This is a genomic window from Enterobacter sp. AC1 (genome assembly GCF_050434705.1).
Lineage (GTDB): Bacteria > Pseudomonadota > Gammaproteobacteria > Enterobacterales > Enterobacteriaceae > Enterobacter > Enterobacter cloacae_L.
Map to the genome: position 1 here is coordinate 116,370 of NZ_JBNDIZ010000007.1, position 23,258 is coordinate 139,627.

The 23,258-nt window shown below is 55.9% G+C and carries 23 protein-coding genes; 8 read left to right on the forward strand and 15 right to left on the reverse strand.

From position 1 onward, the window contains the following. Positions 1 to 347 precede the first annotated feature (347 nt). The gene (gene galR, locus M2433_RS18715) at positions 348 to 1,364 is read left to right on the forward strand and encodes an HTH-type transcriptional regulator GalR (protein WP_429056152.1); all 1,017 of its coding nucleotides are present in this window, start codon (positions 348 to 350) and stop codon (positions 1,362 to 1,364) included. Here galR and M2433_RS18720 read toward each other — a convergent pair. The 4 genes from M2433_RS18720 to M2433_RS18735 all read right to left on the reverse strand — a co-directional run bounded on the left by M2433_RS18720 (position 1,325) and on the right by M2433_RS18735 (position 5,422). Beyond that, on the reverse strand, positions 1,325 to 1,801 hold the full coding sequence (locus M2433_RS18720; RefSeq protein WP_429056154.1) for a GNAT family N-acetyltransferase: 477 nt from the start codon (positions 1,799 to 1,801) through the stop codon (positions 1,325 to 1,327). The genes galR and M2433_RS18720 overlap by 40 nt on opposite strands. Next, complete coding sequence (locus M2433_RS18725) at positions 1,798 to 2,571, reverse strand: GntR family transcriptional regulator (RefSeq protein WP_095441237.1); 774 nt, start codon at positions 2,569 to 2,571, stop codon at positions 1,798 to 1,800. The genes M2433_RS18720 and M2433_RS18725 overlap by 4 nt, the downstream gene beginning before the upstream one ends. Before the next feature lie 90 nt (positions 2,572 to 2,661). Next, entirely contained in the window at positions 2,662 to 4,089 is a 1,428-nt protein-coding gene (locus M2433_RS18730; protein WP_429056157.1) for a glycoside hydrolase family 1 protein, read from the reverse strand. Positions 4,090 to 4,096: 7 nt separating this feature from the next. Further along, a complete protein-coding gene (locus M2433_RS18735) occupies positions 4,097 to 5,422 on the reverse strand; it encodes a PTS sugar transporter subunit IIC (RefSeq protein ID WP_047347976.1) in 1,326 nt (441 codons plus the stop codon). A gap of 300 nt (positions 5,423 to 5,722) precedes the next feature. On the opposite strand from M2433_RS18735, the gene M2433_RS18740 reads away from it, so the two are divergent. Next, positions 5,723 to 6,760, forward strand: a complete 1,038-nt coding sequence (locus M2433_RS18740; protein ID WP_047347975.1) for a LacI family DNA-binding transcriptional regulator — start codon at positions 5,723 to 5,725, stop codon at positions 6,758 to 6,760. Here M2433_RS18740 and lysA read toward each other — a convergent pair. Further along, positions 6,730 to 7,992, reverse strand: coding sequence for a diaminopimelate decarboxylase (gene lysA, locus M2433_RS18745; RefSeq protein ID WP_429056160.1), 1,263 nt, complete (start codon positions 7,990 to 7,992; stop codon positions 6,730 to 6,732). The two genes, M2433_RS18740 and lysA, sit on opposite strands and share 31 nt — an antisense overlap. A 121-nt stretch (positions 7,993 to 8,113) precedes the next feature. Between lysA and M2433_RS18750 the strand changes: the two genes are divergently transcribed. Beyond that, the gene (locus tag M2433_RS18750) at positions 8,114 to 9,040 is read left to right on the forward strand and encodes a LysR family transcriptional regulator (RefSeq protein WP_059311701.1); all 927 of its coding nucleotides are present in this window, start codon (positions 8,114 to 8,116) and stop codon (positions 9,038 to 9,040) included. Here M2433_RS18750 and M2433_RS18755 read toward each other — a convergent pair. The 7 genes from M2433_RS18755 to M2433_RS18785 all read right to left on the reverse strand — a co-directional run bounded on the left by M2433_RS18755 (position 9,035) and on the right by M2433_RS18785 (position 16,917). Then, positions 9,035 to 9,727 (reverse strand): aspartate/glutamate racemase, encoded by a 693-nt coding sequence (locus tag M2433_RS18755; RefSeq protein ID WP_429056162.1) that lies wholly within the window; start codon positions 9,725 to 9,727, stop codon positions 9,035 to 9,037. The two genes, M2433_RS18750 and M2433_RS18755, sit on opposite strands and share 6 nt — an antisense overlap. A gap of 91 nt (positions 9,728 to 9,818) precedes the next feature. Further along, positions 9,819 to 10,943 (reverse strand): LPS O-antigen length regulator Wzz(fepE), encoded by a 1,125-nt coding sequence (wzz(fepE), locus tag M2433_RS18760; protein WP_429056164.1) that lies wholly within the window; start codon positions 10,941 to 10,943, stop codon positions 9,819 to 9,821. A gap of 209 nt (positions 10,944 to 11,152) precedes the next feature. After that, entirely contained in the window at positions 11,153 to 12,586 is a 1,434-nt protein-coding gene (gene araE / locus M2433_RS18765; protein ID WP_429056314.1) for an arabinose-proton symporter AraE, read from the reverse strand. A gap of 293 nt (positions 12,587 to 12,879) precedes the next feature. After that, positions 12,880 to 13,641 (reverse strand): 2-dehydro-3-deoxy-D-gluconate 5-dehydrogenase KduD, encoded by a 762-nt coding sequence (gene kduD / locus M2433_RS18770; protein ID WP_059311697.1) that lies wholly within the window; start codon positions 13,639 to 13,641, stop codon positions 12,880 to 12,882. Positions 13,642 to 13,704: 63 nt separating this feature from the next. After that, a complete protein-coding gene (gene kduI / locus M2433_RS18775) occupies positions 13,705 to 14,541 on the reverse strand; it encodes a 5-dehydro-4-deoxy-D-glucuronate isomerase (RefSeq protein WP_429056165.1) in 837 nt (278 codons plus the stop codon). 237 nt (positions 14,542 to 14,778) lie between these two features. Further along, a complete protein-coding gene (locus M2433_RS18780; protein ID WP_429056167.1) occupies positions 14,779 to 15,957 on the reverse strand; it encodes an acetyl-CoA C-acetyltransferase in 1,179 nt (392 codons plus the stop codon). Between the two features lie 93 nt (positions 15,958 to 16,050). After that, the gene (locus tag M2433_RS18785) at positions 16,051 to 16,917 is read right to left on the reverse strand and encodes a LysR family transcriptional regulator (protein WP_429056169.1); all 867 of its coding nucleotides are present in this window, start codon (positions 16,915 to 16,917) and stop codon (positions 16,051 to 16,053) included. 105 nt (positions 16,918 to 17,022) lie between these two features. Between M2433_RS18785 and M2433_RS18790 the strand changes: the two genes are divergently transcribed. Both M2433_RS18790 and M2433_RS18795 read left to right on the forward strand, forming a co-directional pair. Further along, positions 17,023 to 17,484, forward strand: a complete 462-nt coding sequence (locus tag M2433_RS18790) for a multidrug/biocide efflux PACE transporter (protein WP_429056315.1) — start codon at positions 17,023 to 17,025, stop codon at positions 17,482 to 17,484. 119 nt (positions 17,485 to 17,603) lie between these two features. Further along, positions 17,604 to 18,833, forward strand: coding sequence for an amino acid permease (locus M2433_RS18795; protein WP_059311694.1), 1,230 nt, complete (start codon positions 17,604 to 17,606; stop codon positions 18,831 to 18,833). Positions 18,834 to 18,870: 37 nt separating this feature from the next. Here M2433_RS18795 and M2433_RS18800 read toward each other — a convergent pair whose 3' ends face one another. Beyond that, a complete protein-coding gene (locus M2433_RS18800) occupies positions 18,871 to 19,323 on the reverse strand; it encodes an Lrp/AsnC family transcriptional regulator (RefSeq protein ID WP_021242030.1) in 453 nt (150 codons plus the stop codon). 115 nt (positions 19,324 to 19,438) lie between these two features. On the opposite strand from M2433_RS18800, the gene M2433_RS18805 reads away from it, so the two are divergent. Beyond that, the gene (locus M2433_RS18805; protein ID WP_429056171.1) at positions 19,439 to 20,050 is read left to right on the forward strand and encodes a LysE family translocator; all 612 of its coding nucleotides are present in this window, start codon (positions 19,439 to 19,441) and stop codon (positions 20,048 to 20,050) included. A gap of 27 nt (positions 20,051 to 20,077) precedes the next feature. On the opposite strand, the gene M2433_RS18810 is transcribed toward M2433_RS18805, so the two are convergent. Continuing rightward, complete coding sequence (locus M2433_RS18810) at positions 20,078 to 20,350, reverse strand: GNAT family N-acetyltransferase (RefSeq protein ID WP_008499687.1); 273 nt, start codon at positions 20,348 to 20,350, stop codon at positions 20,078 to 20,080. A 10-nt stretch (positions 20,351 to 20,360) separates the two neighbouring features. Further along, the gene (gene yjdI / locus M2433_RS18815) at positions 20,361 to 20,591 is read right to left on the reverse strand and encodes a 4Fe-4S mono-cluster protein YjdI (protein ID WP_008499689.1); all 231 of its coding nucleotides are present in this window, start codon (positions 20,589 to 20,591) and stop codon (positions 20,361 to 20,363) included. A 301-nt stretch (positions 20,592 to 20,892) separates the two neighbouring features. Between yjdI and M2433_RS18820 the strand changes: the two genes are divergently transcribed. Both M2433_RS18820 and M2433_RS18825 read left to right on the forward strand, forming a co-directional pair. Beyond that, positions 20,893 to 22,533, forward strand: coding sequence for an ATP-binding protein (locus M2433_RS18820; protein WP_059311691.1), 1,641 nt, complete (start codon positions 20,893 to 20,895; stop codon positions 22,531 to 22,533). Further along, complete coding sequence (locus M2433_RS18825; protein WP_047347960.1) at positions 22,517 to 23,212, forward strand: response regulator; 696 nt, start codon at positions 22,517 to 22,519, stop codon at positions 23,210 to 23,212. Before M2433_RS18820 ends, M2433_RS18825 begins: the two co-directional genes overlap by 17 nt. The last annotated feature ends 46 nt before the right edge of the window (positions 23,213 to 23,258 follow it).

A 23,258-nucleotide genomic window follows, 5' to 3' on the forward strand; every position in this document is an offset into this window, starting at 1 on the left:
ACAGGTTGAACTGTCAGGTAAAAAAAAAACCTGCGTAAAAACGCAGGTTGGTGTAAATCGTGTTAATCAACCGGAGCTGATTCCACCTATCAATACCTCTGGGATCTCGACTGTATCAACCTCTTTAACGCCCTCGCTATCAGACAATCGCAACAGCCTGAGGCAAAGTGTAACTAAAGGTTCAGATTGACATTCTTCAGACATGACTACGCGTGTAACGCTTACACCATCAGGGTTGTCCTGCGTCACGTTTGTGGAGTGCAGAAACCCGCTCCCCTTGAATGCGCGCCGCTTTTCCGCAACACTATTTGGTGTGTAAACGCTTACCCCCAATAAGAAGGTAATGAATGGCGACAATAAAGGATGTGGCCCGTCTGGCAGGCGTGTCGGTGGCTACCGTCTCGCGCGTGATTAACAACTCCCCAAAAGCCAGTGACGCATCACGCCAGGCAGTACAGAGCGCCATGGAGTCCCTCAACTATCATCCCAACGCCAACGCCCGCGCGCTCGCCCAGCAATCTACTGAAACTATTGGGCTGGTGGTGGGAGATGTTTCTGACCCCTTTTTCGGCGCCATGGTAAAAGCGGTTGAACAGGTTTCATATCAGACAGGCAATTTTTTGCTGATCGGCAATGGCTATCACAATGAACAAAAAGAACGCCAGGCCATTGAGCAGCTGATCCGCCACCGCTGTGCGGCGCTGGTTGTTCACGCCAAAATGATCCCGGATGCCGAACTGATTCATCTGATGAAGCAAATTCCCGGGATGGTAATCATCAACCGTATTATCCCCGGTTTTGAAAAACGCTGCGTGGCGCTCGACGACCGCTACGGCGCCTGGCTTGCAACCCGTCATCTGATTCAGCAGGGCCATACCCGAATTGGTTATCTCTGTTCCAATCACCCGATTTCTGATGCGGAAGACCGCCTGCAGGGCTACTACGATGCCCTGCGCGAAAACGGCCTGCCGTGCAACGACCGCCTGGTGGCCTACGGTGAGCCGGATGAGAGCGGCGGTGAACAGGCCATGACCGAGCTGCTGGGCCGCGGGCGCAATTTCACGGCGGTGGCCAGCTATAACGACTCCATGGCCGCAGGCGCAATGGGGGTGTTGAACGACAACGGGATTGAGGTACCGGCAGAAATCTCGCTGATTGGCTTTGATGATGTGCTGGTCTCACGCTACGTGCGCCCGCGCCTGACCACCGTACGTTATCCAATCATCACGATGGCAACGCAGGCCGCCGAGCTGGCGCTAGCGCTGGCGGAGCAACGCCAGCCGCCGGATATTACCCATCTCTTCATCCCAACCCTGGTGCGCCGTCACTCCGTTGCATCCCCTGCAGAAGCGCAGAGCGAATAGCGATAAAGGTGCACCGTCTTGTTCGGGTATTCGAGCGCATCGCCAACGTACTGCCAGCCGTAACGTTCATAGAAGTCGCGGCAGGCAGACCACAGATGGAGCTCCTCATACCCGGCCCGCGCGGCATAGCTTATAACATACTGCTGAAGCTGCCCCGCCAGCCCTTTTCCGCGCGCCGCGTCGTCAACGTACAGCGCCGCCAGCCACGGGCAGAGATCCTGTCGGCTGATCAAATCGCAGCGCCAGAGCCCCACCGTGCCGAGAAGTCGTTCGCCTTCAACGGCAACAAAGGTCAAGGGTAATGCTCCCGGCGTCTGGCTGTGCTCAACGATGCTGTGGAAAAATTCACGGGGAAGCTCCTCGCCAAAGGCCTGCCAGATCCAGTCTGTCACCTGATCCGCATATTGAGGCACGGCGTAAAGAGGCAAAATCGTCATACCAGTTTCCCCTGGAAAATCGGTACGGACTCAAACAGATAGCCGTCAAAATCTGGCGCATCTTCATCCGAGAGTTCAAGTAAGCTCTTTTTGACATTTTCGAGGTGCTGGAACATCGCCTGCCAGGCCCCCATCACGTCACGACGACGGAGCGCCGCAAGGATAGTTTGCCTGTCGCCCAGCCATTTCAGACGGTATGCACGGCTGGCGATATGTACATTAAACTGCTGCCATAGCGGGCTGCTGTCCATGTGGTGCCAGATGCTTTCCACCGTCGCCAGCAGCATCTGGTTTTGCGTTGCGCCCGCCAGCACCAGGTGGAACATCTTGTTGTTATCCTGACTGTTGTCGTCGGCGGCTATCGCGCGCTGCTCCTGCTCGATGATTCGGCGCAGGTTGTCGATATCGGCCCGCGTCGCCATTTTGGCGGCAAACGCGGCAATATTGCTTTCGAGAAGCTGGCGCGCCTGCAGGATCTCAAACGGCCCCACGTCGCTGTTAAGAAAACGCTCTTCTTCGTTTTCGTGTTCTTCCGGGATGCGCATGACATACACGCCGGACCCCTGACGGATATCTACCGTACCCTGTAACTCCAGCATCAGCAGCGCCTCGCGCACGATGGTGCGGCTCACGCCATACGTTTCAGCGATATTACGCTCCGGCGGCAGACGGGAACCAACGGGATAGTGCCCCTGGATAATCTGCGCCCGCAAATCCTCGCCAATTTCCTGGTACTGTTTTTTTTCCGGCAGGATGACAGCCTTATCCACGTTACCACCTGTTTTTTCAGTTAATGCGCAGGCCGGGCGTCCTCCCGGCCAGTTTGTAGGCTATTTTACCAGAACCCGCCTGGTTTTCGCCTACTTCCATTCATCGTCAACGCCGAGCGTGAGGACGCGGGTATCGCGCAGCTGGCGAAACCAGGTTGCCGATTTTTTCGCTCGCCGGGCGCGGTTGTCGTCCAGATCAATCTCAATCAGACCATAGCGATTTTTGAAGGCGTTCATGGGCGAGACATTGTCGGTAAAGGCCCACAGCATATAGCCGTGACAGTTCGCCCCCGCCTCCCGCGCCAGCAGCGCGTAGTAAAGGTGCTCGCTGATAAACGCAATACGGTAGCTGTCGTCGATGATGCCGTCATCGTTGCGAAACCGCGCTTCGTTTTCCACGCCCATTCCGCTTTCCGCCACGAACCAGTCGATGTTGCGGTATTCCTGCTTAATCCGCATCGCCATGTCGTAGATAATGCGCGGGTAAATCTCCCAGCCGCGGGAGGGGTTCATCCGCCGCCCCGGCAGCTCAAACGGCTCGTAGTAGTAGGCCGGGTGGAATGGCGTCTCCGGATGCCAGGCGCGGGAGGGTGCTTTTACGCGGTGCGGGTAATACAGGTTAATCCCCAGCTCATCAACGGTGTTTTCCGCGATCAGCGCCAGCTCGTCTGCCGTGTAGTCCCACGGAACCTGGTGCTGTTCCAGCAGGGTAAAAAGCGCCGGTGGATAATGCCCGTGCACCAGCGGCTCGAGAAAGACGCGGTTGTAGAACAGATCGTACATTTCTGCCGCCCGCACGTCATGCGGCGCGCGCGAGCGCGGATACGTGACTTCCGGGTTAAGAATACAGCCCACCGAGCCGCGGTAGCCTTTGGCGCGAAACAGCTTCACTACCTTCGCCGTCGCCAGCACCTTATGGTGATTCCACTGCATCCAGGTACTGGTGTTCTGCTCGTACGGCCAGCGCAGCGCGTCGAGGTAGACGCGGGTCTGGACCACAATCGGCTCGTTGAAGGTAAACCAGCGGGTCACTTTGCCGTGGAAGCGTTCAAACACTTTTTCCGCATAGCGGACAAACAGCTCAACCACGTGCTTCGACGCCCAGCCGCCGTATTTTTCAAGCAGCACGCCGGGAAGCTCGTAATGTTCCAGGCAGATCATCGGCTCAATGCCCTGACGATGCATTTCATCAAACAGATCGGCGTAATACGCGGCGTACTCCTCATCCACCGTCGCATTTTCATAATCGGTCAAAAAACGGGACCAGTTTATCGAGGTCCGGTAATGCGTCAGCCCGGCCTGCTTCATCAGCGCCACATCTTCACGGAAGCGATTGATAAAATCGGTCGCTACCGCCGGGCCATAGCCGTTGTGCCAGACGTGGCGATCGTTCTTATACCAGAGGTCTATCCACGAATCCTGGCCCGTTTTTTTGCCGCTCCAGCCTTCGGTTTGCCAGGCTGATGCCGCCGCACCGAGAATAAAATCCTGCGGCAGCGTTATCTTTTTTGTGTTCATCGCATCCTCATACGTTATCGGTGGCTTGCTGCAGCGCGGCCTGCTCTGCGCGGCGCGAGGCAATCTTCACAAACGGCAGATAAATAATGACGGCAGTGACGATGCAAATGAGCTGGGTGATCACCGCCCCCATCGATCCCGCGGTGGAAAGCCAGGCGTTAATCAGCGGCGGCGTGGTCCACGGCACCATCACCACGGCTTTACCGGCAAAACCGGTTACCGTTGCAAAGTAGCCAATCGATCCGGTCACCAGCGGGGTGATGATGAAGGGAATGGCGAGGATCGGGTTAAGCATGATTGGCATGCCGAAGATCACCGGCTCGTTAATGTTAAAGATGCCGGGGCCGATAGAGAGTTTGGCGATCTCCTTCATCTCTTTGCGTTTGGTGGCGATCATCACCGCGATCAGCAAACCGATGGTGAGCCCCGATCCGCCGATGCTCATATACACGTCCCAGAACGGCATGGTGATGATGTTCGGAACCTCTTTACCCTGCTCGAAGGCGCTCATGTTGACGGTGATCGCCCCCAGCAGCAGCGGCTCGCGGATGGGCTTAATCATCTGATTGCCATGAATGCCAATCACCCAGAACAGCTGAGCCACAAACATCAGCAGCAGAATGCCCGGCAGACTTTGCACCACGCGCTCCAGCGGCTGTTGCACCACCTGATAGACCGCATCGTAGAGATACATGCCGGTGATTTGATGGAATACAAAGCCGAAGGTAGCAATGGCAGTGGTGGTGATGATCGCCGGGATCAGCGCGGAGAAGGACGCGGCCACGTTAGGCGGCACCGTATCCGGCATTCTGATCTTTAGCCCCTTGCGGTTTTCCAGCCAGCAGTAAATTTCTACCGAAAGAATGGCGATAAACATGCCGAGGAACAGGCTGCGGGTATCAGAGAACTGACGCAGCAGGACATCCTTCACCACGTGCATTTCGCCATCCACCAGCATCTCCACAGTGGTCGGCGTCACGCAGATAAAGCAGATCACCGCCAGCAGGCCGGGGAACAATGATTTTATGCCGTTAATACGCCCCAGTTCGATGCCGATTAAAAACACCGCGCCAATATTGAGGAAATTCAGGGTCGCGTAATTAAGCGCGCTGGTGATCGGTTTCAGCACTGCGAGGAATGACAGGGACTGGAAGCTCGCCAGGCCGTTTTTCGGATCCAGTACCATGTTGGAGATCAGTACCGAAAATGCGCCAACGATGATGACCGGCATTAAGGTAATGAAGGCAGACTTGATCGCCATAATATAGCGATAGCTGTTGAACGTAGTGGCGAAACTGCCCAGAGCGTCGATCAGTTTTTCCTGTAATGCCATAGGGTAATACCTCAGTAAAAGGGCTTTTATGGAATAAGAGGGTCAGCCGGATACTATTGGCATACCAAAAATAGCTTTAAGGGGCTTTACGTTCTGTGATTTAGCTCTCAACGAGGCAAGAGGTATTCCAGATGAATATTTTTGACCATTTTGGCATACCACTTAAAGACGTTTATCCCGCGCTCAGCGATCCTTACCAAAAAGCGTGATCGTGGCGGAATTTTTGCGCCTCCCGCGTCGCTTATACGCCATGAGGTCTGTGTTAAACTGCAGACCATTACGTGGAATCAGGAATGTAGAATGGCAACAATGCTGGATGTCTCACTGCGTGCGGGCGTGTCAAAGGCCACGGTATCGCGCGTGCTGAACGGCACAGGTCAGGTTAAAGAGAGTACGCGCCAGCAGGTGTTTGCTGCGATGGAAGAGCTGGGCTACCGCCCAAACTTTCTCGCGCGCTCGCTGGCAAACCAGACCAGCAACAGCATTGGTCTGGTCGTCTCCACCTTCGATGGCTTTTACTTTGGTCGCCTTCTGCAACAGGCGTCGCGGCAGACCGAAACCCACGGAAAACAGCTGATCGTCACCGACGGCCACGACGCGCCGGAGCAGGAAGAGCAGGCGGTGCAGATGCTGGCCGATCGCCAGTGCGATGCCATCGTGCTTTACACGCGCTATATGAGCGAAAAAGCGATCATCAAGCTGATGAATACCGTGCAAACGCCGCTGGTGGTCATTAACCGTGAAGTCAGCCTGGCGCCGGATCGCTGCGTCTTCTTCGAACAGCAGGATGCCGCGTTTAAGGCCGTGGATTACCTGATCAACCAGGGCCACCGGGAGATCGCCTGTATCACCGTCCCGATCCATACCCCCACCGGGAAAGCGAGGCTGATGGGCTATCGCAAGGCGCTGGAAAAGCACGGCATTCGTCTGGACGAGCGTCGGATAAAGTACGGCGATGCGGGAATGACGCGGGGATATGAGCTATGCAAAGAGCTGATTGCCGACGGTGTTTCGTTCAGCGCCCTGTTTGCCTGTAACGATGATATGGCGCTGGGTGCGTCCAAAGCGTTGCACCAGGCGGGGCTGAAAATCCCGCAGGATATTTCACTGTTTGGCTTTGACGATGCCCCAAGCGCGAAATGGCTGGAGCCTGCGCTCTCATCGGTGTATCTGCCTATCGACAATATGATTGTCACGGCCATCGATCAGGCGATCCGGCTGGCAAAAAACCAGCCGGTCGATGCCATCCCGCCGTTTACCGGCACGCTGGTATTACGCGATTCGGTCACCACCGGGCCCTACTTTACTCAAACGAGCTCCAGCGCCAGCAGCTCCTGAATGGTCTGGCGACGACGGATCAGCCGCGCCTTGCCGTTATCAAACAGCACTTCCGGCAGCAGCGGGCGGCTATTGTAGTTTGATGACATAGACGCCCCGTAGGCTCCGGTATCATGCAGCACGAGATAATCACCCGGCTTGACCTCTGGCAGCGCGCGGGTTTCCACTTTGCCGCCTTCCTGCTGGGTAAACACATCGCCCGATTCGCACAGCGGCCCCGCAACGACCGTCTCAACGCGCGGCGCCTGCGTTAAATCGCGGCCGTCGGCAGCCAGCGCCGTAATGTGGTGATAGCTGCCGTACATCGACGGACGCATCAGATCGTTAAAACCTGCGTCAATCAATACGAAGTGGCGAGACCCCATCTCTTTCACGCTGCGCACCTGCGAAACCAGTACGCCGGCCTCGGCTACCAGGAAACGACCCGGCTCAATTTCCAGCTTCACCGCGTGGCCCAGATGCGCGGCGATTTGGTCGCGGGCGGCGCTCCACAGGCCATAATAGTGATCGGTATCGATCGCCTCTTCCCCTTCGCGATAGGGAATGGAGAGACCGCCGCCGGCAGAGATCGCCTCCAGATCCTGACCAAAATCGATCACCTGGCGCACCATCGCACCGCACACCTGCTCGAGGTGGCCGTAATCCACGCCTGACCCAATGTGCATATGAATACCCACCAGCTTCAGGCCGTAACGCTGGAGCACCTCCAGCGCAGCAGGCATATCGGCATACCAGATCCCGTGCTTGCTGTTTTCACCGCCGGTGTTGGTTTTTTGGCTGTGGCCATGACCAAAGCCCGGGTTCACGCGCAGCCAGACGCGGTGCCCAGGAGAAACCTGTCCAAGCTGCTCCAGCATATCCACAGAACCCGCATTCACGGGAATCTGCAGTTCGTGGACGCGCGCCAGGGTGGCATCGTCGATCACATCGGCGGTAAAGACGATCGCATCGCTGTCGGCTTTCGGATCGAATCCGGCCGCCAGCGCACGCTCGATTTCGCCAAGCGAAACGGAGTCAACCTTTACCCCCTGCTCACGCATCAGGCGCAGAATATGAATATTGGAGCACGCCTTCTGGGCAAAGCGCACCACGTCAAACTGATGCAGTGCCGCAATCTTCTCGCGAACGATCTGCGCGTCGTAGACCCATACGGGGCAGCCAAACTCGGCAGGCAGGCGCAGGAGGTTATCAGCGTTCAAATCGGTATCGGTCTGGTTCAGCGGGCGTGGCATGGTCTTCTCCGGATAAAGGCGTTTTGATGATTACGCCACAGCGTGAAGAGAATAAAAAATATCGTTTTATCGCGAGTCTATGCAAAAATGATATGGATAACATTACGCCTTCAGGTGACCTATGCCCGCCGTCAACTTACGCCATATCGAGATTTTTCATGCCGTCATGACCACCGGCAATCTCACCGAAGCCGCGCAGATGCTGCATACCTCGCAGCCGACGGTCAGCCGCGAGCTGGCGCGCTTCGAAAAGGTGCTGGGGCTGAAGCTGTTCGAACGTACCCGTGGCAGGCTTCACCCGACGGTGCAGGGGTTGCGCCTGTTCGAGGAAGTGCAGCGCTCCTGGTACGGGCTGGACAGAATAGTGAGTGCAGCGGAAAGCCTGCGCGAGTTTCGTCAGGGCGAGTTGTCCATCGTCTGCCTGCCCGTCTTTTCGCAGTCGTTTCTGCCCATGCTGCTGCAGCCTTTTCTGGCCCGATATCCGGAGGTCAGCCTCACCATCGTGCCGCAGGAATCGCCCCTGCTGGAAGAGTGGCTTTCAGCACAGCGTCATGATTTAGGGCTAACCGAAACCCTTTCCACCCCAGCGGGAACGGAACGCCTGGAATTGCTCTCTTTAGATGAAGTGTGCGTTCTGCCCGCAGGGCATCCGCTTGCCGGTAAGGCAGTGCTCACACCAGAGGATTTTCATGGGGAAAACTACATTAGCCTGTCGCAGACCGACAGTTACCGACAGCTCCTGGACACCCTGTTTGCCGAGCATCAGGTAAAACGGCGAATGGTTGTGGAGACGCACAGCGCGGCTTCGATTTGCGCAATGGTGCGGGCGGGCGTCGGCGTGGCGGTCGTTAACCCGCTCACGGCGCTGGACTATGCCGGAAACGGGATCGTCATCCGCCGCTTTAGCGTTTCCGTCCCGTTCACCGTTAGCCTGATTCGCCCGCTGCACCGCCCGGCTTCCGCGCTGGTGGAGGCTTTTACCGAACACTTGATTGAGCACGCCCGTCAGGTGGCGCTTCGCTTACCTGACCTGCAAAACCCACTATGACAGCATAAACTCCACGGCGTCCGCTGCGTGGATGGCGGCGGTATCAAATACCGGGACGGGGCTTCGATCGGCCGGTACCAGCAGGCCAATCTCGGTGCAGCCGAAAATTACGCCTTCTGCCCCCTGCTGCGCCAGCTTTTCAATCACGCTGACGTAATACGCCCGGGAAGACTCGCTGAAGGTGCCGAGGCAGAGTTCGTCAAAAATAATCTGGTTGATGCGCCCCCGGTCAGCCTCATCCGGGATCAGGCTTTCGATACCAAACTCATCCTGCAAACGCCCGCGATAAAAATCCTGTTCCATGGTGTAGCGCGTGCCCAGCAGCGCCACGCGGCGCATTCCGGATGCCGTAATCGCACGTCCGGTCGCGTCAGCGATATGCAGGAACGGCAGCGAGCAGCGGTCCTCGATATGCGACGCCACTTTGTGCATGGTATTGGTACAAAGCAATATCCCCTCGGCACCGGCACGCTCCAGTCCCAGCGCCGCCTGGGCCAGTATCTCCCCGGCTTTATCCCACTCGTCGCTCGACTGGCAGGCTTCTATTTCATGAAAATCAACGCTGTGCAGCAGCAGGCTCGCGGAATGCAGACCACCCAGGCGCTGCTTTACCCCTTCGTTAATCAGGCGGTAATACGGGATTGTCGATTCCCAGCTCATTCCACCTAACAGGCCAATCGTTTTCATCATCCCTCCTTATCTCTGGTCTCTCTTTCTAGCACAACCAACGCCAATAAAAAAAGGCGCTGTATTCAGCGCCTTTTTTAAACTGCAGCGTTTATTCCGTCACCGGCTCCGGCAGCGGATGACGGGTGAGCATCGCTTCGCGCAGTAAAACGCTACCGCAGGCAAACAGCCCGCCCAGGATCGCCGACAGCAGGACAATCAGGGCTTTACCCGGGCCATCTTTTTTCACCGGCATAGAGGGAGAAAGCTGGTACCTGAATGGCTCAAGCTGGACATCGGCAAAGGAGAGTTTTTTCAGCTGTGCCAGATAGTATTCCCGGTTCTGGAAATCCGCATTCAGCTCGGTCACGTCCTTCAGATTTTTTTCAATCTGCAGTTTTTGCGCAATCCCGTCAGCGCCGAGCGCAACAGAGTAATCAGGATCATCCTTCACCGCCTGGCCGTTGCTGTAAACCGGCTTCTTGATGCCTGCAGCATTCGCCACTGACAGCGAATAATTCAGTCGCTGCAGGTTGGTATTGTGAATATTGGTCAGGCGGACGCGATCCAGCTCCAGCTGCTGCTCAACGGCTTTCGTTTTCAGAGCGATCTGACTGCGGATATTCTGCACCGTCTCTTTCTCGACAATCGCCGCGATATAATTGATATATCCCTGCAGGACGGATTGGGCATCGCCCGCTGTCGGCGCGGTAAAGCTTAATGTCCAGGAGACATACGGCATTTTATCCGCATCTTTTGCCTGAGTGTCATTCACCGCTTTCATTCTTTCTGAGATGTTGACTATCGCCCGATGCAGCTCAAGCGGATCCACCTCGGCGCCTTCCAGCTGCGACGTCACGTAAGGAGAGGTTTTCATGTACTCTTCGAGCAATGACTGAGACTGAAACTTTTTGATAAACAGGTCAAAGACTTCCGGGCGGGAAATTTTCGCATCCACGTCAAGCACCTGTAACTCAACCAGCATCTGGCGCAGCGGGTTCCACTGCAGCTGTTCTGCCTGAGTGATCACGGCTTTACTGGTCCATTTCTGCGGCAGCAAAAATGAAACGGCCAGCCCTACCAGGGTGAACGCAAGGGTAACGGCAACGATGCGCTTTTTCGCCGCCAATAGCACCTCAACCAGACCCAAAAGATCTATCTCTTTAGCGTGTACAACCGGGGTGGCATAACGGGGAAAATCAAGATCTGTGCTTTTTTTGATATCCATCTCAGACATATGCATTTTTCTTTTTAGGATGCGTTTCATTTTGCGCAAATAATAGCGGTGGTCCGATGATACATTATCCTAAGAATTATCTTAAGTTCAAATCCCCTATATTTATCTCCCCCTGCCAGAGTTGGTAGTGAGTTTCATTACGTAACTATTGTAATAAAGCACCGTCTTACCAACTCTGACTGTATTAAACGCTTAATAAGGTAAGACGATCACACGCCGATATTGCGCAGTTTCTCTCCTGCCATCAGCTTGCGCTCGATATGTTCCAGCGTCACGCCTTTGGTTTCAGGAATCAGCCAGAACGTGACGCCAATAAACGCCACGTTCAGCACCGTATAGAGCCAGAACGTTCCCGCCGCGCCAATCGCGTCCAGCAGTGTCAGGAAAGTCGCACCGATGATCATGTTGGACACCCAGTTGGTGGTCGTGGAACAGGTGATGCCAAAGTCACGGCATTTGAGCGGCTGAATTTCAGAGCACAGGATCCACACCACGGGCGCGGCGCTCATCGCGTATCCTGCAATACACATCATGGTCATACCGACAGAGAGCCAGGAGAGACCGCTTGAGGCCGTGCCGTTATCAAACTGCATCAGGCAGTAGCCGAGGATCAGCGTGCCGAGCGCCATCACGCTGAAGCCAATTTTCAGCGCCGGCTTACGTCCGGCCTTATCCACGGTGAATACGGCGATAAAGGTGGCGAACATGAAGGTCAGCCCCACCACCAGGGTGGCTATCATCTGCTGTTCCGTGGTGGTGAACCCGGCCATTTTGAAAATGCGTGGCGCGTAGTACATGATGATGTTCATGCCGGTGAATTGCTGCATCGCCTGCAGCAGCATGCCGAGGAAGACCGCGCGGCGCACGTTGCGGTTAATCTTGAATAACGCCCAGCCCCCCTGCTTCAGCTTCAGGCTTTCGCGGATCTCATTCAGCTCTTCACGCGCTTTTTCTGAGGTGTCGCGCAGCATGCGCAGCACCTCTTCCGCCTCCACGTGGCGCCCTTTTTGCGCCAGCCAGCGCGGACTGTTTGGCAGGAAAATAACCAGCACGATCAGCACCAGCGCCGGTAGCGCCAGCACGCCCAGCATTGCCCGCCAGTTGCCGCTGTAGCTGAAATACGTGTCGGACAGGAACGCCAGCACAATACCCAGCGTAACCATTAGCTGATACATGCTGATCATCTTCCCGCGCACGTTCTCACTCGCCATTTCGGAGAGATAAAGCGGCGCCGTATAAGAGGCAATCCCCACCGCCACGCCCAGCAGCACGCGGGAGAGCAGCAGCACTTCAACGTTCGCGGCAAACGCGGAGCCAATAGAGCCCGCGACAAACAGAACGGCTCCGACCATCAGGCTATATTTGCGACCCAGACGAAACGAGAGCCAGCCGTTGAACAGCGCGCCGATAGCCGCGCCGAGCATCATGCTGCTCACCACCCACTCCTGCAGGCGGCTGCTCAGGGTAAAGTGATCGGTAATAAACGGTAATGCGCCGGCAATCACGCCGATATCCAGCCCGAATAACAGGCCCGCCACGGCGGCGGCGATGGAGACAAACTGATTCATACGGCGCGTATCGCGCAGCGCCGCGGGCATAAGGGTAGAGTCATTTATTGATGTCATGGTTTCCTGCCTGAACAGTGAAATGCGTTAAGTGAAATTACGAGATAGCGGGAAAAAGTGTCAGGTGGGAAAAGGTGAAGATATGGACTATTTCGCTGCGACATAGCGATCTGTGATGGACATTACAATTTCAACTAACGCTGAATAATCACATTATTTTACTAACACCTTCATTTTGCAGAATTAAAAGTGTGATGGCAGTCATTCATGATTTTTTAGTATGGATTTTTCGTGTTTATCCATATGGACTTTGACAATTTTTGAGCAAAAAAAACCTCCGCCCGAAAGCAGAGGTATTTGACCGAAACGGGTTATCGCGCCAGCCAGCCGCCATCAACCGCCACGGTGTAGCCGTTGATATAGTCCGATGCCGATGAGGCCAGAAAGACCACTGGCCCCATCAGATCGCGCGGGAGGCCCCAGCGCCCCGCCGGAATGCGGTCGAGGATTTCCGCGCTGCGCTGCTCGTCTGCGCGCAGCTGCTGCGTGTTGTTGGTCGCCATGTAGCCCGGCGCAATGGCATTCACATTGATATTATGCTTCGCCCATTCGTTCGCCAGCAGGCGGGTCACGCCCATCACTGCGCTTTTGGACGCGGTATAAGACGGCACGCGGATTCCGCCCTGGAACGAGAGCATGGAGGCAATATTAACGATCTTGCCCCCTTTCCCCTGCGCAATAAAATGCTTTGCCGCCGCCTGGGACATAAAAAATACGCTCTTGATGTTCAAATCCATCACGTCATCCCAGTCGCGCTCGCTGAAGCTGATCGCATCTTCGCGGCGAATCAGCCCGGCATTGTTCACCAGGATGTCGATATGACCGAATTCAGCCACCGCGCGATCCAGCAGTTCAGGAATGGCGTCAATTTTACGCAGATCAGCGGTCAGGCTCAGGAAACGGCGGCCCAGCGCGGTTACGCGCTCGATGGTTTCCGTTGGCTCAACAATGTTGATACCCACGATATCGCAGCCCGCTTCCGCCAGGCCTAACGCCATCCCCTGCCCCAGCCCGGTATCACACCCGGAAACCACGGCCACTTTACCCTGCAGAGAGAATGCATCCAGAATCATGTTTGTTCCTTACTCTTTGAGAGCCTGTCACTCACAGGCAGGTTTTTACTTCACCGCCCGCGACTAGCGCAGATCGCTGACCGCAACATGGTCCATGTCATCAAAGACCTGGTTTTCACCCACCATTCCCCAGATAAAGGTATAGGCTTTCGTCCCTACGCCGGAGTGAATGGACCAGCTCGGCGAAATGACCGCCTGCTCGTTGTGCATCACGATATGGCGCGTTTCCTGCGGCTGTCCCATCATGTGGAACACGCAGGCGTCCTCTTCCATATTGAAGTAGAAGTAGACTTCCATTCGGCGCTCGTGGGTATGGCACGGCATGGTGTTCCACAGGTTGCCCGGCGCAAGCTCGGTCAACCCCATGCTGAGCTGGCAGGTCTCCAGCACGTCCGGCACGAAGTACTTATTGATGGTGCGGCGGTTGCTGGTGAGGTTGTCGCCAAGCGTGACGGGCGCGACGTCTGCAGGGGACACTTTTTTGGTTGGAAAGGTGACGTGAGCCGGCGCGCAGTTGTAGTAAAACTTCGCAGGCCTGCCGCCGTCGATGCTGGCAAAGACCACGTCTTTCGCACCTTTACCCACGTACAACGCCTCGCGATGACCAATCTCATAGCACTGTCCGTCTACGGTTATGGTGCCCGGCCCGCCGATGTTAATCACGCCGAGCTCGCGACGCTCGAGGAAATAGCTTACCCCCAGCTGTTTACCGACTTCGCCGCCCACGGAGACGGCTTTCGCGACGGGCATAATCCCGCCCACGATAATGCGGTCGATATGGCTATAAACCATGGTGTACTTATCGGCCTCGAACACCTGCTCAACTAAAAACGCATTGCGCAGCCCCTGAGTATCCAGCGTTTTGGCGTGCGCACTGTGGATGCTTTCTCTGACGTCCACGGTAACCTCCAGATGTGGTCATGCCCGAAGGCAGAAAATAAACGAAACAGCGTTCCGTTTTTCGTAATGAACACATACTATCGGCATAAAGTGGGCTTTTCAATTATATTTAAAACATCGTTTCATTTTTATTTTTGTTTATCGTGAAAATGACGTGCGGATCACGATATAACCGCCGGGAGAATAAGATCGCGATAAAAAAAAACCTCCCGGAGGAGGTTTTGCAATCAGGAAAGCTTAGCGTTCGATGGCCAGCGCCACCCCTTGCCCACCGCCTATACAGAGGGTGGCAATCCCTTTACGGGCGTTGCGCTTTTTCATTTCGTGGACCAGCGAAACCAGGATTCGGCACCCGGACGCGCCGATAGGATGCCCCAGCGCGATCGCCCCACCGTTAACGTTGACCCGCAGCGGATCCCACTCCAGCATTTTGCCGACCGAGATCGCCTGCGCGGCAAAGGCTTCGTTCACCTCAATGAGATCCACATCGGCAAGCTGCCACCCCGCGCGTTCCAGGCAGCGGCGCGTCGCGTAGACCGGCGCAATCCCCATTAGCGCAGGATCAACCCCCACGCTGGCGAAGGCCTTAATGCGGGCTAATACGGGAAGGTCGAGTTCGAGGGCTTTGCTTTCGCTCATCATCATAACGGCTGCAGCGCCGTCGTTAATGGAAGAGGCGTTTCCCGCCGTGACCGAGCCCTGCGTTTCAAAAGCCGGATTCAGCCTCGCCAGGCCTTCCGCGCTGGCGTCGGTGCGCGGCTGTTCATCGGTGTCCACCACTATCGCCTCGCCGCTCTGACGCCGGGTGCTGACCGGGACAATTTCGTCGCGAAAACGCCCGGAATCAATCGCCGCACGCGCTTTTTGCTGCGAGCTGAGCGCATACGCGTCCTGCAGTTCACGGCTGATGCCGTACTCGCGCGCCAGGTTTTCCGCCGTCACGCCCATATGGTAGTCGTTGAACGCATCCCACAGCCCGTCATGCACCAGGCTATCGAGCAGCTGGCTGTTACCCAGCTGCGCGCCGGTACGGCTGTCGGTCAATACGTGCGGCGCGCGGCTCATATTCTCCTGCCCACCAGCGATGACCACATCCGCTTCGCCGCACTGAATGGCCTGCGTCGCGAGATGCAGCGCTTTTAACCCTGACCCACAGACGTCGTTGATGGTTATGGCGGAGACGGTATTGGGCAGCCCGCCCTTGAGCGCCGCCTGGCGCGCAGGGTTTTGCCCGGCGCCGGCCGTGAGCACCTGTCCCAGGATCACCTCATCCACTTCATGTGCTGCGATCCCGCTGCGTTCCACCAGCGCTTTCACCACCACGCTTCCCAGGTCAACCGCCGAGTGACGCGCAAGCGCTCCCTGAAAACAGCCGATAGCTGTACGCAACGCACCCACTATTACGACATCTTTCATCACGACCTCTGTGTTAAATGACATGACGATAGTAGAGGATTGTTACTGGCAATTATCTTAATTGTTTAAAAATAGTGAGTTTAATCACAAGGATCAGCGCGCATCCTGCAGATACTGCCGCAGCCAGCTTCCGGCCACCCCGGGAGGGGAGCGTTTGTTCCACAGCAGATCGATGCCGATCGCCCGCGGCCAGCCTGGAACATTGAGCTGTACCAGAGATTTCGCGGCGGCGAATTCATCCACCAGCGCGCACGGTAGCACGCACCAGCCAAATCCCTGTACCGCCATACTCAAGAGTAACAGGTAATTCGGTGCTGACCAGACGGGCCCGCGCGCGATCTCAGCCTCGCGCTCAAGATAGGTGCTAAGCCGCAGCTCCCGCCAGCCGTGGAGCTCGTCATGCTGAACGTCATCTTGTCCGGCCAGCGGGTGCGTGGTCGCGACATAAATCGCCATGCGGGTCTGCATTGGCAGCCGGGTGGCACCGATATCGGTGGGGTAGCCGTCTCGCGCTTCCGTCAGACCAATCTGCGCTCGCTCCTTTTGCAGCAGATCGATCACGTCCTCCTCCTCGCCAATCAGACATTCGAATTCCGTATGGGGAAAGCGCGCGTCAAACTGTTTCATCATCTCTTCCAGCACGTCCGGGTTGAGAGTATCGGAAAGGACAAACGTCAGACGCGCCTCCGTTTGCGCCGTGAGCGACACCGCCAGCTCATCCAGCCGCGTGCTGGCGGCAAGGATGGCCTGCACGTAGCCCAGCACCTGTTCCCCCTGGGCCGTTAACACGGGCTGGCGCGCCGAGCGGTCAAACAGCTCGAATCCCAGATCGGCTTCAAGATTCGCAATGGACGTGCTGATCGTCGACTGGCTTTTACGCAGCCGGCGTGCGGCAGCCGAAAAAGATCCGGCCGCAACGGTCTCAACAAAGGCGGTAAGGGCTTCGGGTGAATAGCGCATAACCTATCTACTTTAACGATGGATACTATCTTTAATATATCAGCTTTAGCGATGAAAATAGGCTGCATCAACGCCCATACCGGCGAATTAATGAGGTCTATGACTATGCAACATCAGGATGCACTCCAACGTAAACTGCCGGAGCGGATCTTTCACGCTGTCTGTTTCGAAGGGATCGCGACGGCGATCCTCGCCCCCACGGCGGCGTGGCTTATGCAGCGTTCCGTGGTTGAGATGGGTGGATTGACCATTATTCTGGCCACCACGGCCATGGTCTGGAACATCATTTATAACTTCGGCTTCGACCGTTTCTGGCCCGTTCAGCGCGTAAAACGTACGGCAAAAGTGCGTGCGCTGCATGCGCTGGTGTTCGAATGCGGCTTTATTGTGATTGGCGTATCGATTGTTGCCGCCGTGCTGGGCGTCACGCTGCTTCAGGCATTCACACTGGAAATAGGTTTCTTCCTGTTCTTCCTGCCGTATACCATGTTCTACAACTGGGCGTACGATAGCCTGCGCGAGAAATTCCTTAAGCGTCGCCAGCAACGGCGCGCCCTGGCAGGCTAAACCTCCTCTGGCCGGACGCCCGTTCCGGCCAGTCGCCTTCGAAGCAACTGCGCTCTCCACGCATAACTATGGTAAATTGCACTCCATTCCGATGGTTTGATAGTTGATACGTTGCTCTAATGTCGAAAATTTGGTCAAAAGATGAGACTCTCTGGAGTTTCGCTCTCTACGGCACGGCCGTGGGCGCAGGAACGCTTTTCCTGCCCATTCAGCTGGGCTCCGCAGGCGCTATTGTCCTGTTTATTACCGCCCTTGTGGCCTACCCCTTAACCTACTGGCCGCACCGGGCGCTGGCGCAATTTATCCTGTCGTCAAAAACAAAAGGTAATGAAGGGATCACCGGCGCCGTCTCGCATTACTACGGCAGGAAGATTGGCAATCTGATCACCACGCTCTATTTCATCGCCTTCTTTGTGGTGGTGCAGATTTATGCGGTGGCCATCACCAACTCGTTAACGGAACAGCTGGCGAAACGCCTGACGGTAGACACCACCGTTCGCGTGCTAGTCAGCCTGGGCGTGGTGCTGGTCCTGAACCTGATCTTCCTGATGGGGCGGCATATCACGATAAAAGTGATGGGCTTCCTGGTGTTTCCGCTGATTGCCTATTTCCTGTTTGTTTCGCTCTATCTGACCGGCAGCTGGCAACCCTCGCTGCTCACCAGCCAGATGGCGTTCGATCGCCATACGCTGCATCAGGTGTGGATTTCAATTCCGGTGATGGTGTTCGCGTTTAGCCACACGCCGATAATCTCAACGTTTGCCGTTGACCGCCGCGAAAAGTTCGGGGACGAGGCCATGGCTAAATGCAAGAAAATCATGAAGGTAGCGTACCTGATTATCTGCCTGAGCGTGCTGTTCTTTGTCTTCAGCTGCCTGCTCTCTATCCCGCCTTCGTACATTGTGGCCGCCAAAGAGGAAGGGGTAACGATCCTGTCGGCGCTGTCGATGATGCCCTCTTCGCCGGCCTGGCTGGGCATTTCAGGGATTATCGTGGCGATTATTGCGATGTCGAAATCGTTCCTCGGCACCTATTTTGGGGTGATTGAAGGGGCAACGGAGATTGTCAAATCGTCGCTCAATCAGGTGGGTGTGAAAAAGAGCCGCGCCTTTAACCGCGCGATTTCCATTATGGGGGTGTCGTTAATCACCTTTGCGGTCTGCTGCATTAACCCGAACGCCATTTCGATGATTTACGCCATCAGCGGCCCGCTTATCGCCATGATCCTGTTTATCATGCCGACCCTGTCGACGTATCTCATCCCCTCACTGAAACAGTACCGCTCCATTGGCAACCTGCTGACGCTGATCGTCGGCGTGCTGTGCGTGTCGGTGATGTTTGTAGGCTAATCCCTTTTCCTGCCCGGCGCTCTGCCGGGCAGGCCATTTACAGCGGAAAAGGCCTGTCCTGCACCACCGTTTTCATAACAAGCGTAGAGCGAAGATGCTGCACGCCGGGCATGGCGGAGAGCTTCTCGTCGTAGAGCTTCTGGAAAGCGGAAAGGTCGCGGGTCACGACGTGCATCAGATAGTCAGGATCGCCAAACAGGCGCTGGGCCAGCACGATCTGCGGGATCTCTTCCACCGCCTCTTCAAACGCGCTAACTGCCTTGCGGTCACCCTCTTTCAGCGTCGCAAACACTATCGCCAGGAAGTTAAACCCCATTTTGGCGGGGTCGAGGCTGGCCCGGTATCCCGTTATAGCCCCGCTTTGCTCCAGCGCCCGCACGCGACGATGGCACGGCGAGAGGCTCAGATTCACCCGCTCAGCCAGCTCGGTAAGCGACAGGCGGCCGTCAGACTGCAGCTCAGCAAGAATTTTTCGATCGATGCTATCCATGTGGAAGATTTTCTCAATTTCACCGTGTTATGAGCATAACATTGAAAGCCTATTTCGCAGTGTTAGCGATATTCTTTTTCGCAACGTTTGACGCACTGCGGGAGTTTTCAGGACGATGGAAATGAGTATTGTGGCCGGATTTTGGGTGGTTTCTTTTCTGCTCATCATGACCCCGGGGGCCGACTGGGCCTACGCCATTAGCGCCGGGATTAACGGGCGCCGCGTGGTCCCGGCGGTGATGGGGCTTATGTCCGGGCATCTATTAGCCACGCTGATTGTGGTGGCAGGCGTGGGGGTATTGATTGCCCAACATCCGCTGGCGTTAGCCGGGCTGACCGTGGCGGGAGCCCTGTATCTGCTGTGGCTTGGCATAACCTTGCTGCGACACCCGGCCGCACCGGAAAAGGCCATCCAACACGCGGGAAACTGGACGCAGTGGGCGGTGAAAGGGCTCTGCATTAGCGGCCTAAACCCGAAGGTTTTTTTGCTGTTCCTGGCCCTGCTTCCGCAATTTACAGACCCGACCGGAAGCTGGTCGATAGCGATGCAGATGTCCGCGCTTGGGATAATGCATCTTATCACCTGTACCCTGGTCTACCTGCTGGTGGGGTATGGTTCGAAAGCGGTGCTGGCGACCCGGCCACAGGCGGCGCGGCTGGTGAGCAGGGCCTCGGGTGGGGTGATGGTGCTGATCGCGCTGGTATTGCTGTTTGAGCAGGTGAGATAAAAAAACACCGGCCATCGCCGGTGTTATTTACGCCCGAATATCGTCATATTCCCGCGTTTTATCAAATTCATGTTTCGCGAACGGGCACAGCGGGATAATTTTACGGTTCTCACCGCGCATCTTCTCCACCACTTTCGCCACCAGCTGTTTACCGACGCCCTGCCCTTTCAGGCTCTCATCCACATCGGTGTGCTCGATAATGCTCAGGTGCTCGCCGGTCGGCACGAAGACAATCTCCGCGACCTGGTTGCCGTTCGCATCATTCACGTAAAACTTATTATGGCCTTCCAGAATATCCATGGTTCCTCGCTTATTTTTGGCGATACTTCAGCGCACCGCTCGGGCAGGTATCAATCACGCGTACAACCGTTTCAACGTCCACTTCATCGGGAATAATCCACGGTTTACGTTTCAGATTAAACAGCTTTGCGCTCCCACGCACGCAGTTACCCGAGTGTTTGCAGATCCCGGTGTTGAAGTAAACGTCAATTTTCTCGCCGGTATAGGCCCGGTAACCCGCATCCAGTAGTTCTTTATCCATGACATTGCCTCTGTAATTATTATCGTGCTGAATGAAGCATAGCCTTACGGGATCCTGATGGCTATATACCCGTCATACTTCAAGCTGCAGGTGCGTTGGCTGCACTCACTCACCCCAGTCACGTACTTATGTACGCTCCCGGAGATTCGTTCCCTTGCCGCCTTCCCGCAACTCGAATTATTTAGGCTATAACGCCGAAAACGAAAAGCCAGGTCACAACTCTTTTCTCGCCGGATTGCGTCCGCTATGAGCCCATGTCAGGCTCCGCAAATGTGTCACTTATAAAGCTAGCGCAGGTTGAATGAAACGCAGACTCTCTTTTCAGGTAAAGCTATTTTTAGCGCTGGTGTGCTTTTCCTGCCTGCTGTTAGTTCTGCTGGGAACGATCCTGTTTCATTTTATTGATCGGCAGCTTCATCACGATCTCGGCCAGCGCGCCCGGGTTCAGGCCAGCCAGATCGCGCTGATGCCGGGCCTGGCGGCCATGGTAGCGGCCAGAGATATTCCCGGAATAGCCCGGTTAATTCAGCCGCTGCGTGCCGAAAGCGATGCCAGCTATATTGTGATTGGCGATACGCGCGAGCAGCACCTTTATCATTCGGAATCTCCGGAGCGCATTAATTTACCGATGATCGGTGGGGATAACGCGGAGGTGTTAAAAGGCAAAACCATTATTTCCGTACGTCAGGGCGGAATTGGCGTGTCGCTGCGCAGCAAAGCCCCGATATTTAACGCGCAGCATCAGGTGATTGGCATTGTCTCGGTCGGCTATCTGACGTCGTACATTGCCAATATTAACGCCCGCATACTCTGGCAGTCCGGGCTGTACGGCATTGCGCTGCTGCTGCTGCTGTTTATTTTCTCCTGGCTGTTTACCCGCAATCTTAAAAAACAGATGTTCCGACTTGAGCCGAAAGATATCGCTCAGCTGGTTTTGCAGCAAAGGGCGCTATTAGAAGCTATGTACGAAGGGGTATTTGCAGTGAATCAGGAGAAGCAGCTGATTCTAATAAACCGCGCCGCGCGAGAGATGCTGGATATTCGGCAAAGTGAGAAAGAGCTTATCGGCAAACCGCTGGAAGACGTTCTGCAGACGTCGCCGGGGTTTTTATCCCAGCGCTACGCCTCGGTGAGCAGTGGCAGCCACGACCAGATAGCCGTGCTGAACCAGCGGGAGGTGATCGTCAACCGCGTCGCGATTGAGGTCGAGCCCGGCGTTGAAAGCGGCTGGGTGTATAGCTTTCGCGACAAAAACGACATTAACACGCTCAGCAGCCAGCTTAGTCAGATAAAGCGCTATGCGGATAACCTGCGCATTATGCGCCATGAACAGCTGAACTGGACCGCCACGCTGGTGGGGCTACTGCAGATGAAGCACTATGACGAGGCGATCCGCTACATTCAGGTACAGTCAGAAGGCGCGCAGCGCGTGCTGGATTTTGTCTCTGCCCGCTTTGTCTCCCCCGCGCTGTGCGGGCTGCTGCTCGGAAAATACGTCAGCGCGCGCGAAAAAGGCATTGAACTGCTGTTTGATCCCGCCTGCCAGCTCACCCGCATGCCTGCCGCGCTGAATGAAACGGAGCTGATGTCCGTTATCGGTAATTTGCTGGATAACGCCGTGGATGCGACCCTCAACGCACCGGTCCCCGCGCCGGTAGAACTCTATATTTCTGACCGTAACCAGGAGCTGCTGATCGAGGTGGCCGACCGGGGCTGCGGGGTGGAGGATGCGATGAAGCCGCATATTTTCCGCCAGGGGTTCAGCAGCAAGCCGGAACGTGAAAACGACATTGTCGGTACCGAGCACGGTATTGGCCTTTTTCTGGTGGCAGGATATATCGAGAAGGCCGGCGGCAGCATTGAAATTGCCGACAACACGCCACAAGGGACTATTTTTTCTGTGTTTATTCCGAATGGGCTAAAGCATGACCCGAGCACTTGATGTTGTGATCGTTGAGGATGAGCCGCACCTGGCGGAGCTGCATCGCGAGTATATCGAGCAGAATTTTCATTTACGCGTGGTGGGCATCGCCGCGTCAATCGAACAGGCTCACAGCCTGATCCGCCAATATCAGCCGCGGCTTATCCTGCTGGATAACTATCTCCCGGACGGCAAGGGGGTGGAGTTAATCGATAACCCGCTGCTGAAAAGCTATGAATGCTCGGTGATCTTCATCACCGCCGCCAGCGATATGCAGACCTGCAGCCACGCCATGCGCAGCGGCGCGTTCGACTACCTGATTAAGCCCGTCTTTTTCCAGCGTCTGCACGCCTCGCTGGAGCGGTTTATGCGCTTCATCCACACCGTGCAGCAGGTCAAGGTGGTCGATCAGCATGCGCTGGATCGCCTGTTTAACCTGCCTGCCGCGGAGTCCTCGCTTACGCCGTCGACGAAGGGCATTGAGCCCCAGACGCTGGAGCGGATTAAACGCCTGTTCGCCGATCGTCCCGACAGTGCGATGTCGGTTGAAGAGGTGGTGGAAAGCGTGGGGATCAGCAAAACCACGGGGCGTCGCTATCTAGAATACTGCGTGGAGAGCGGGTTAATCTGCGTCGAAATGCTGTACGGCAATATTGGTCATCCGCGAAGGTTATACCGCAAAACCCCCGATAAACCGTAATTCGAAACCGTTCACAGGCTAACGTTCGCGGATTTTATGGTGTTAA

What these genes read in the sequence shown, in the direction of transcription:
- lysA (WP_429056160.1), bottom strand. Translation starts at nt 7,992, where the DNA reads ATGCCACGCCCGCTGAACCAGACCGATACCGATTTGAACGCTGATAAC.
- M2433_RS18805 (WP_429056171.1), top strand. Translation starts at nt 19,439, where the DNA reads ATGGAAATGAGTATTGTGGCCGGATTTTGGGTGGTTTCTTTTCTGCTC.
- M2433_RS18790 (WP_429056315.1), top strand. Translation starts at nt 17,023, where the DNA reads ATGCAACATCAGGATGCACTCCAACGTAAACTGCCGGAGCGGATCTTT.
- M2433_RS18780 (WP_429056167.1), bottom strand. Translation starts at nt 15,957, where the DNA reads ATGAAAGATGTCGTAATAGTGGGTGCGTTGCGTACAGCTATCGGCTGT.
- M2433_RS18795 (WP_059311694.1), top strand. Translation starts at nt 17,604, where the DNA reads ATGTCGAAAATTTGGTCAAAAGATGAGACTCTCTGGAGTTTCGCTCTC.
- M2433_RS18800 (WP_021242030.1), bottom strand. Translation starts at nt 19,323, where the DNA reads ATGGATAGCATCGATCGAAAAATTCTTGCTGAGCTGCAGTCTGACGGC.
- M2433_RS18825 (WP_047347960.1), top strand. Translation starts at nt 22,517, where the DNA reads ATGACCCGAGCACTTGATGTTGTGATCGTTGAGGATGAGCCGCACCTG.
- M2433_RS18720 (WP_429056154.1), bottom strand. Translation starts at nt 1,801, where the DNA reads ATGACGATTTTGCCTCTTTACGCCGTGCCTCAATATGCGGATCAGGTG.
- M2433_RS18755 (WP_429056162.1), bottom strand. Translation starts at nt 9,727, where the DNA reads ATGAAAACGATTGGCCTGTTAGGTGGAATGAGCTGGGAATCGACAATC.
- M2433_RS18820 (WP_059311691.1), top strand. Translation starts at nt 20,893, where the DNA reads ATGAAACGCAGACTCTCTTTTCAGGTAAAGCTATTTTTAGCGCTGGTG.
- M2433_RS18810 (WP_008499687.1), bottom strand. Translation starts at nt 20,350, where the DNA reads ATGGATATTCTGGAAGGCCATAATAAGTTTTACGTGAATGATGCGAAC.
- M2433_RS18750 (WP_059311701.1), top strand. Translation starts at nt 8,114, where the DNA reads ATGCCCGCCGTCAACTTACGCCATATCGAGATTTTTCATGCCGTCATG.
- M2433_RS18785 (WP_429056169.1), bottom strand. Translation starts at nt 16,917, where the DNA reads ATGCGCTATTCACCCGAAGCCCTTACCGCCTTTGTTGAGACCGTTGCG.
- galR (WP_429056152.1), top strand. Translation starts at nt 348, where the DNA reads ATGGCGACAATAAAGGATGTGGCCCGTCTGGCAGGCGTGTCGGTGGCT.
- yjdI (WP_008499689.1), bottom strand. Translation starts at nt 20,591, where the DNA reads ATGGATAAAGAACTACTGGATGCGGGTTACCGGGCCTATACCGGCGAG.
- M2433_RS18730 (WP_429056157.1), bottom strand. Translation starts at nt 4,089, where the DNA reads ATGAACACAAAAAAGATAACGCTGCCGCAGGATTTTATTCTCGGTGCG.
- kduD (WP_059311697.1), bottom strand. Translation starts at nt 13,641, where the DNA reads ATGATTCTGGATGCATTCTCTCTGCAGGGTAAAGTGGCCGTGGTTTCC.
- M2433_RS18735 (WP_047347976.1), bottom strand. Translation starts at nt 5,422, where the DNA reads ATGGCATTACAGGAAAAACTGATCGACGCTCTGGGCAGTTTCGCCACT.
- M2433_RS18740 (WP_047347975.1), top strand. Translation starts at nt 5,723, where the DNA reads ATGGCAACAATGCTGGATGTCTCACTGCGTGCGGGCGTGTCAAAGGCC.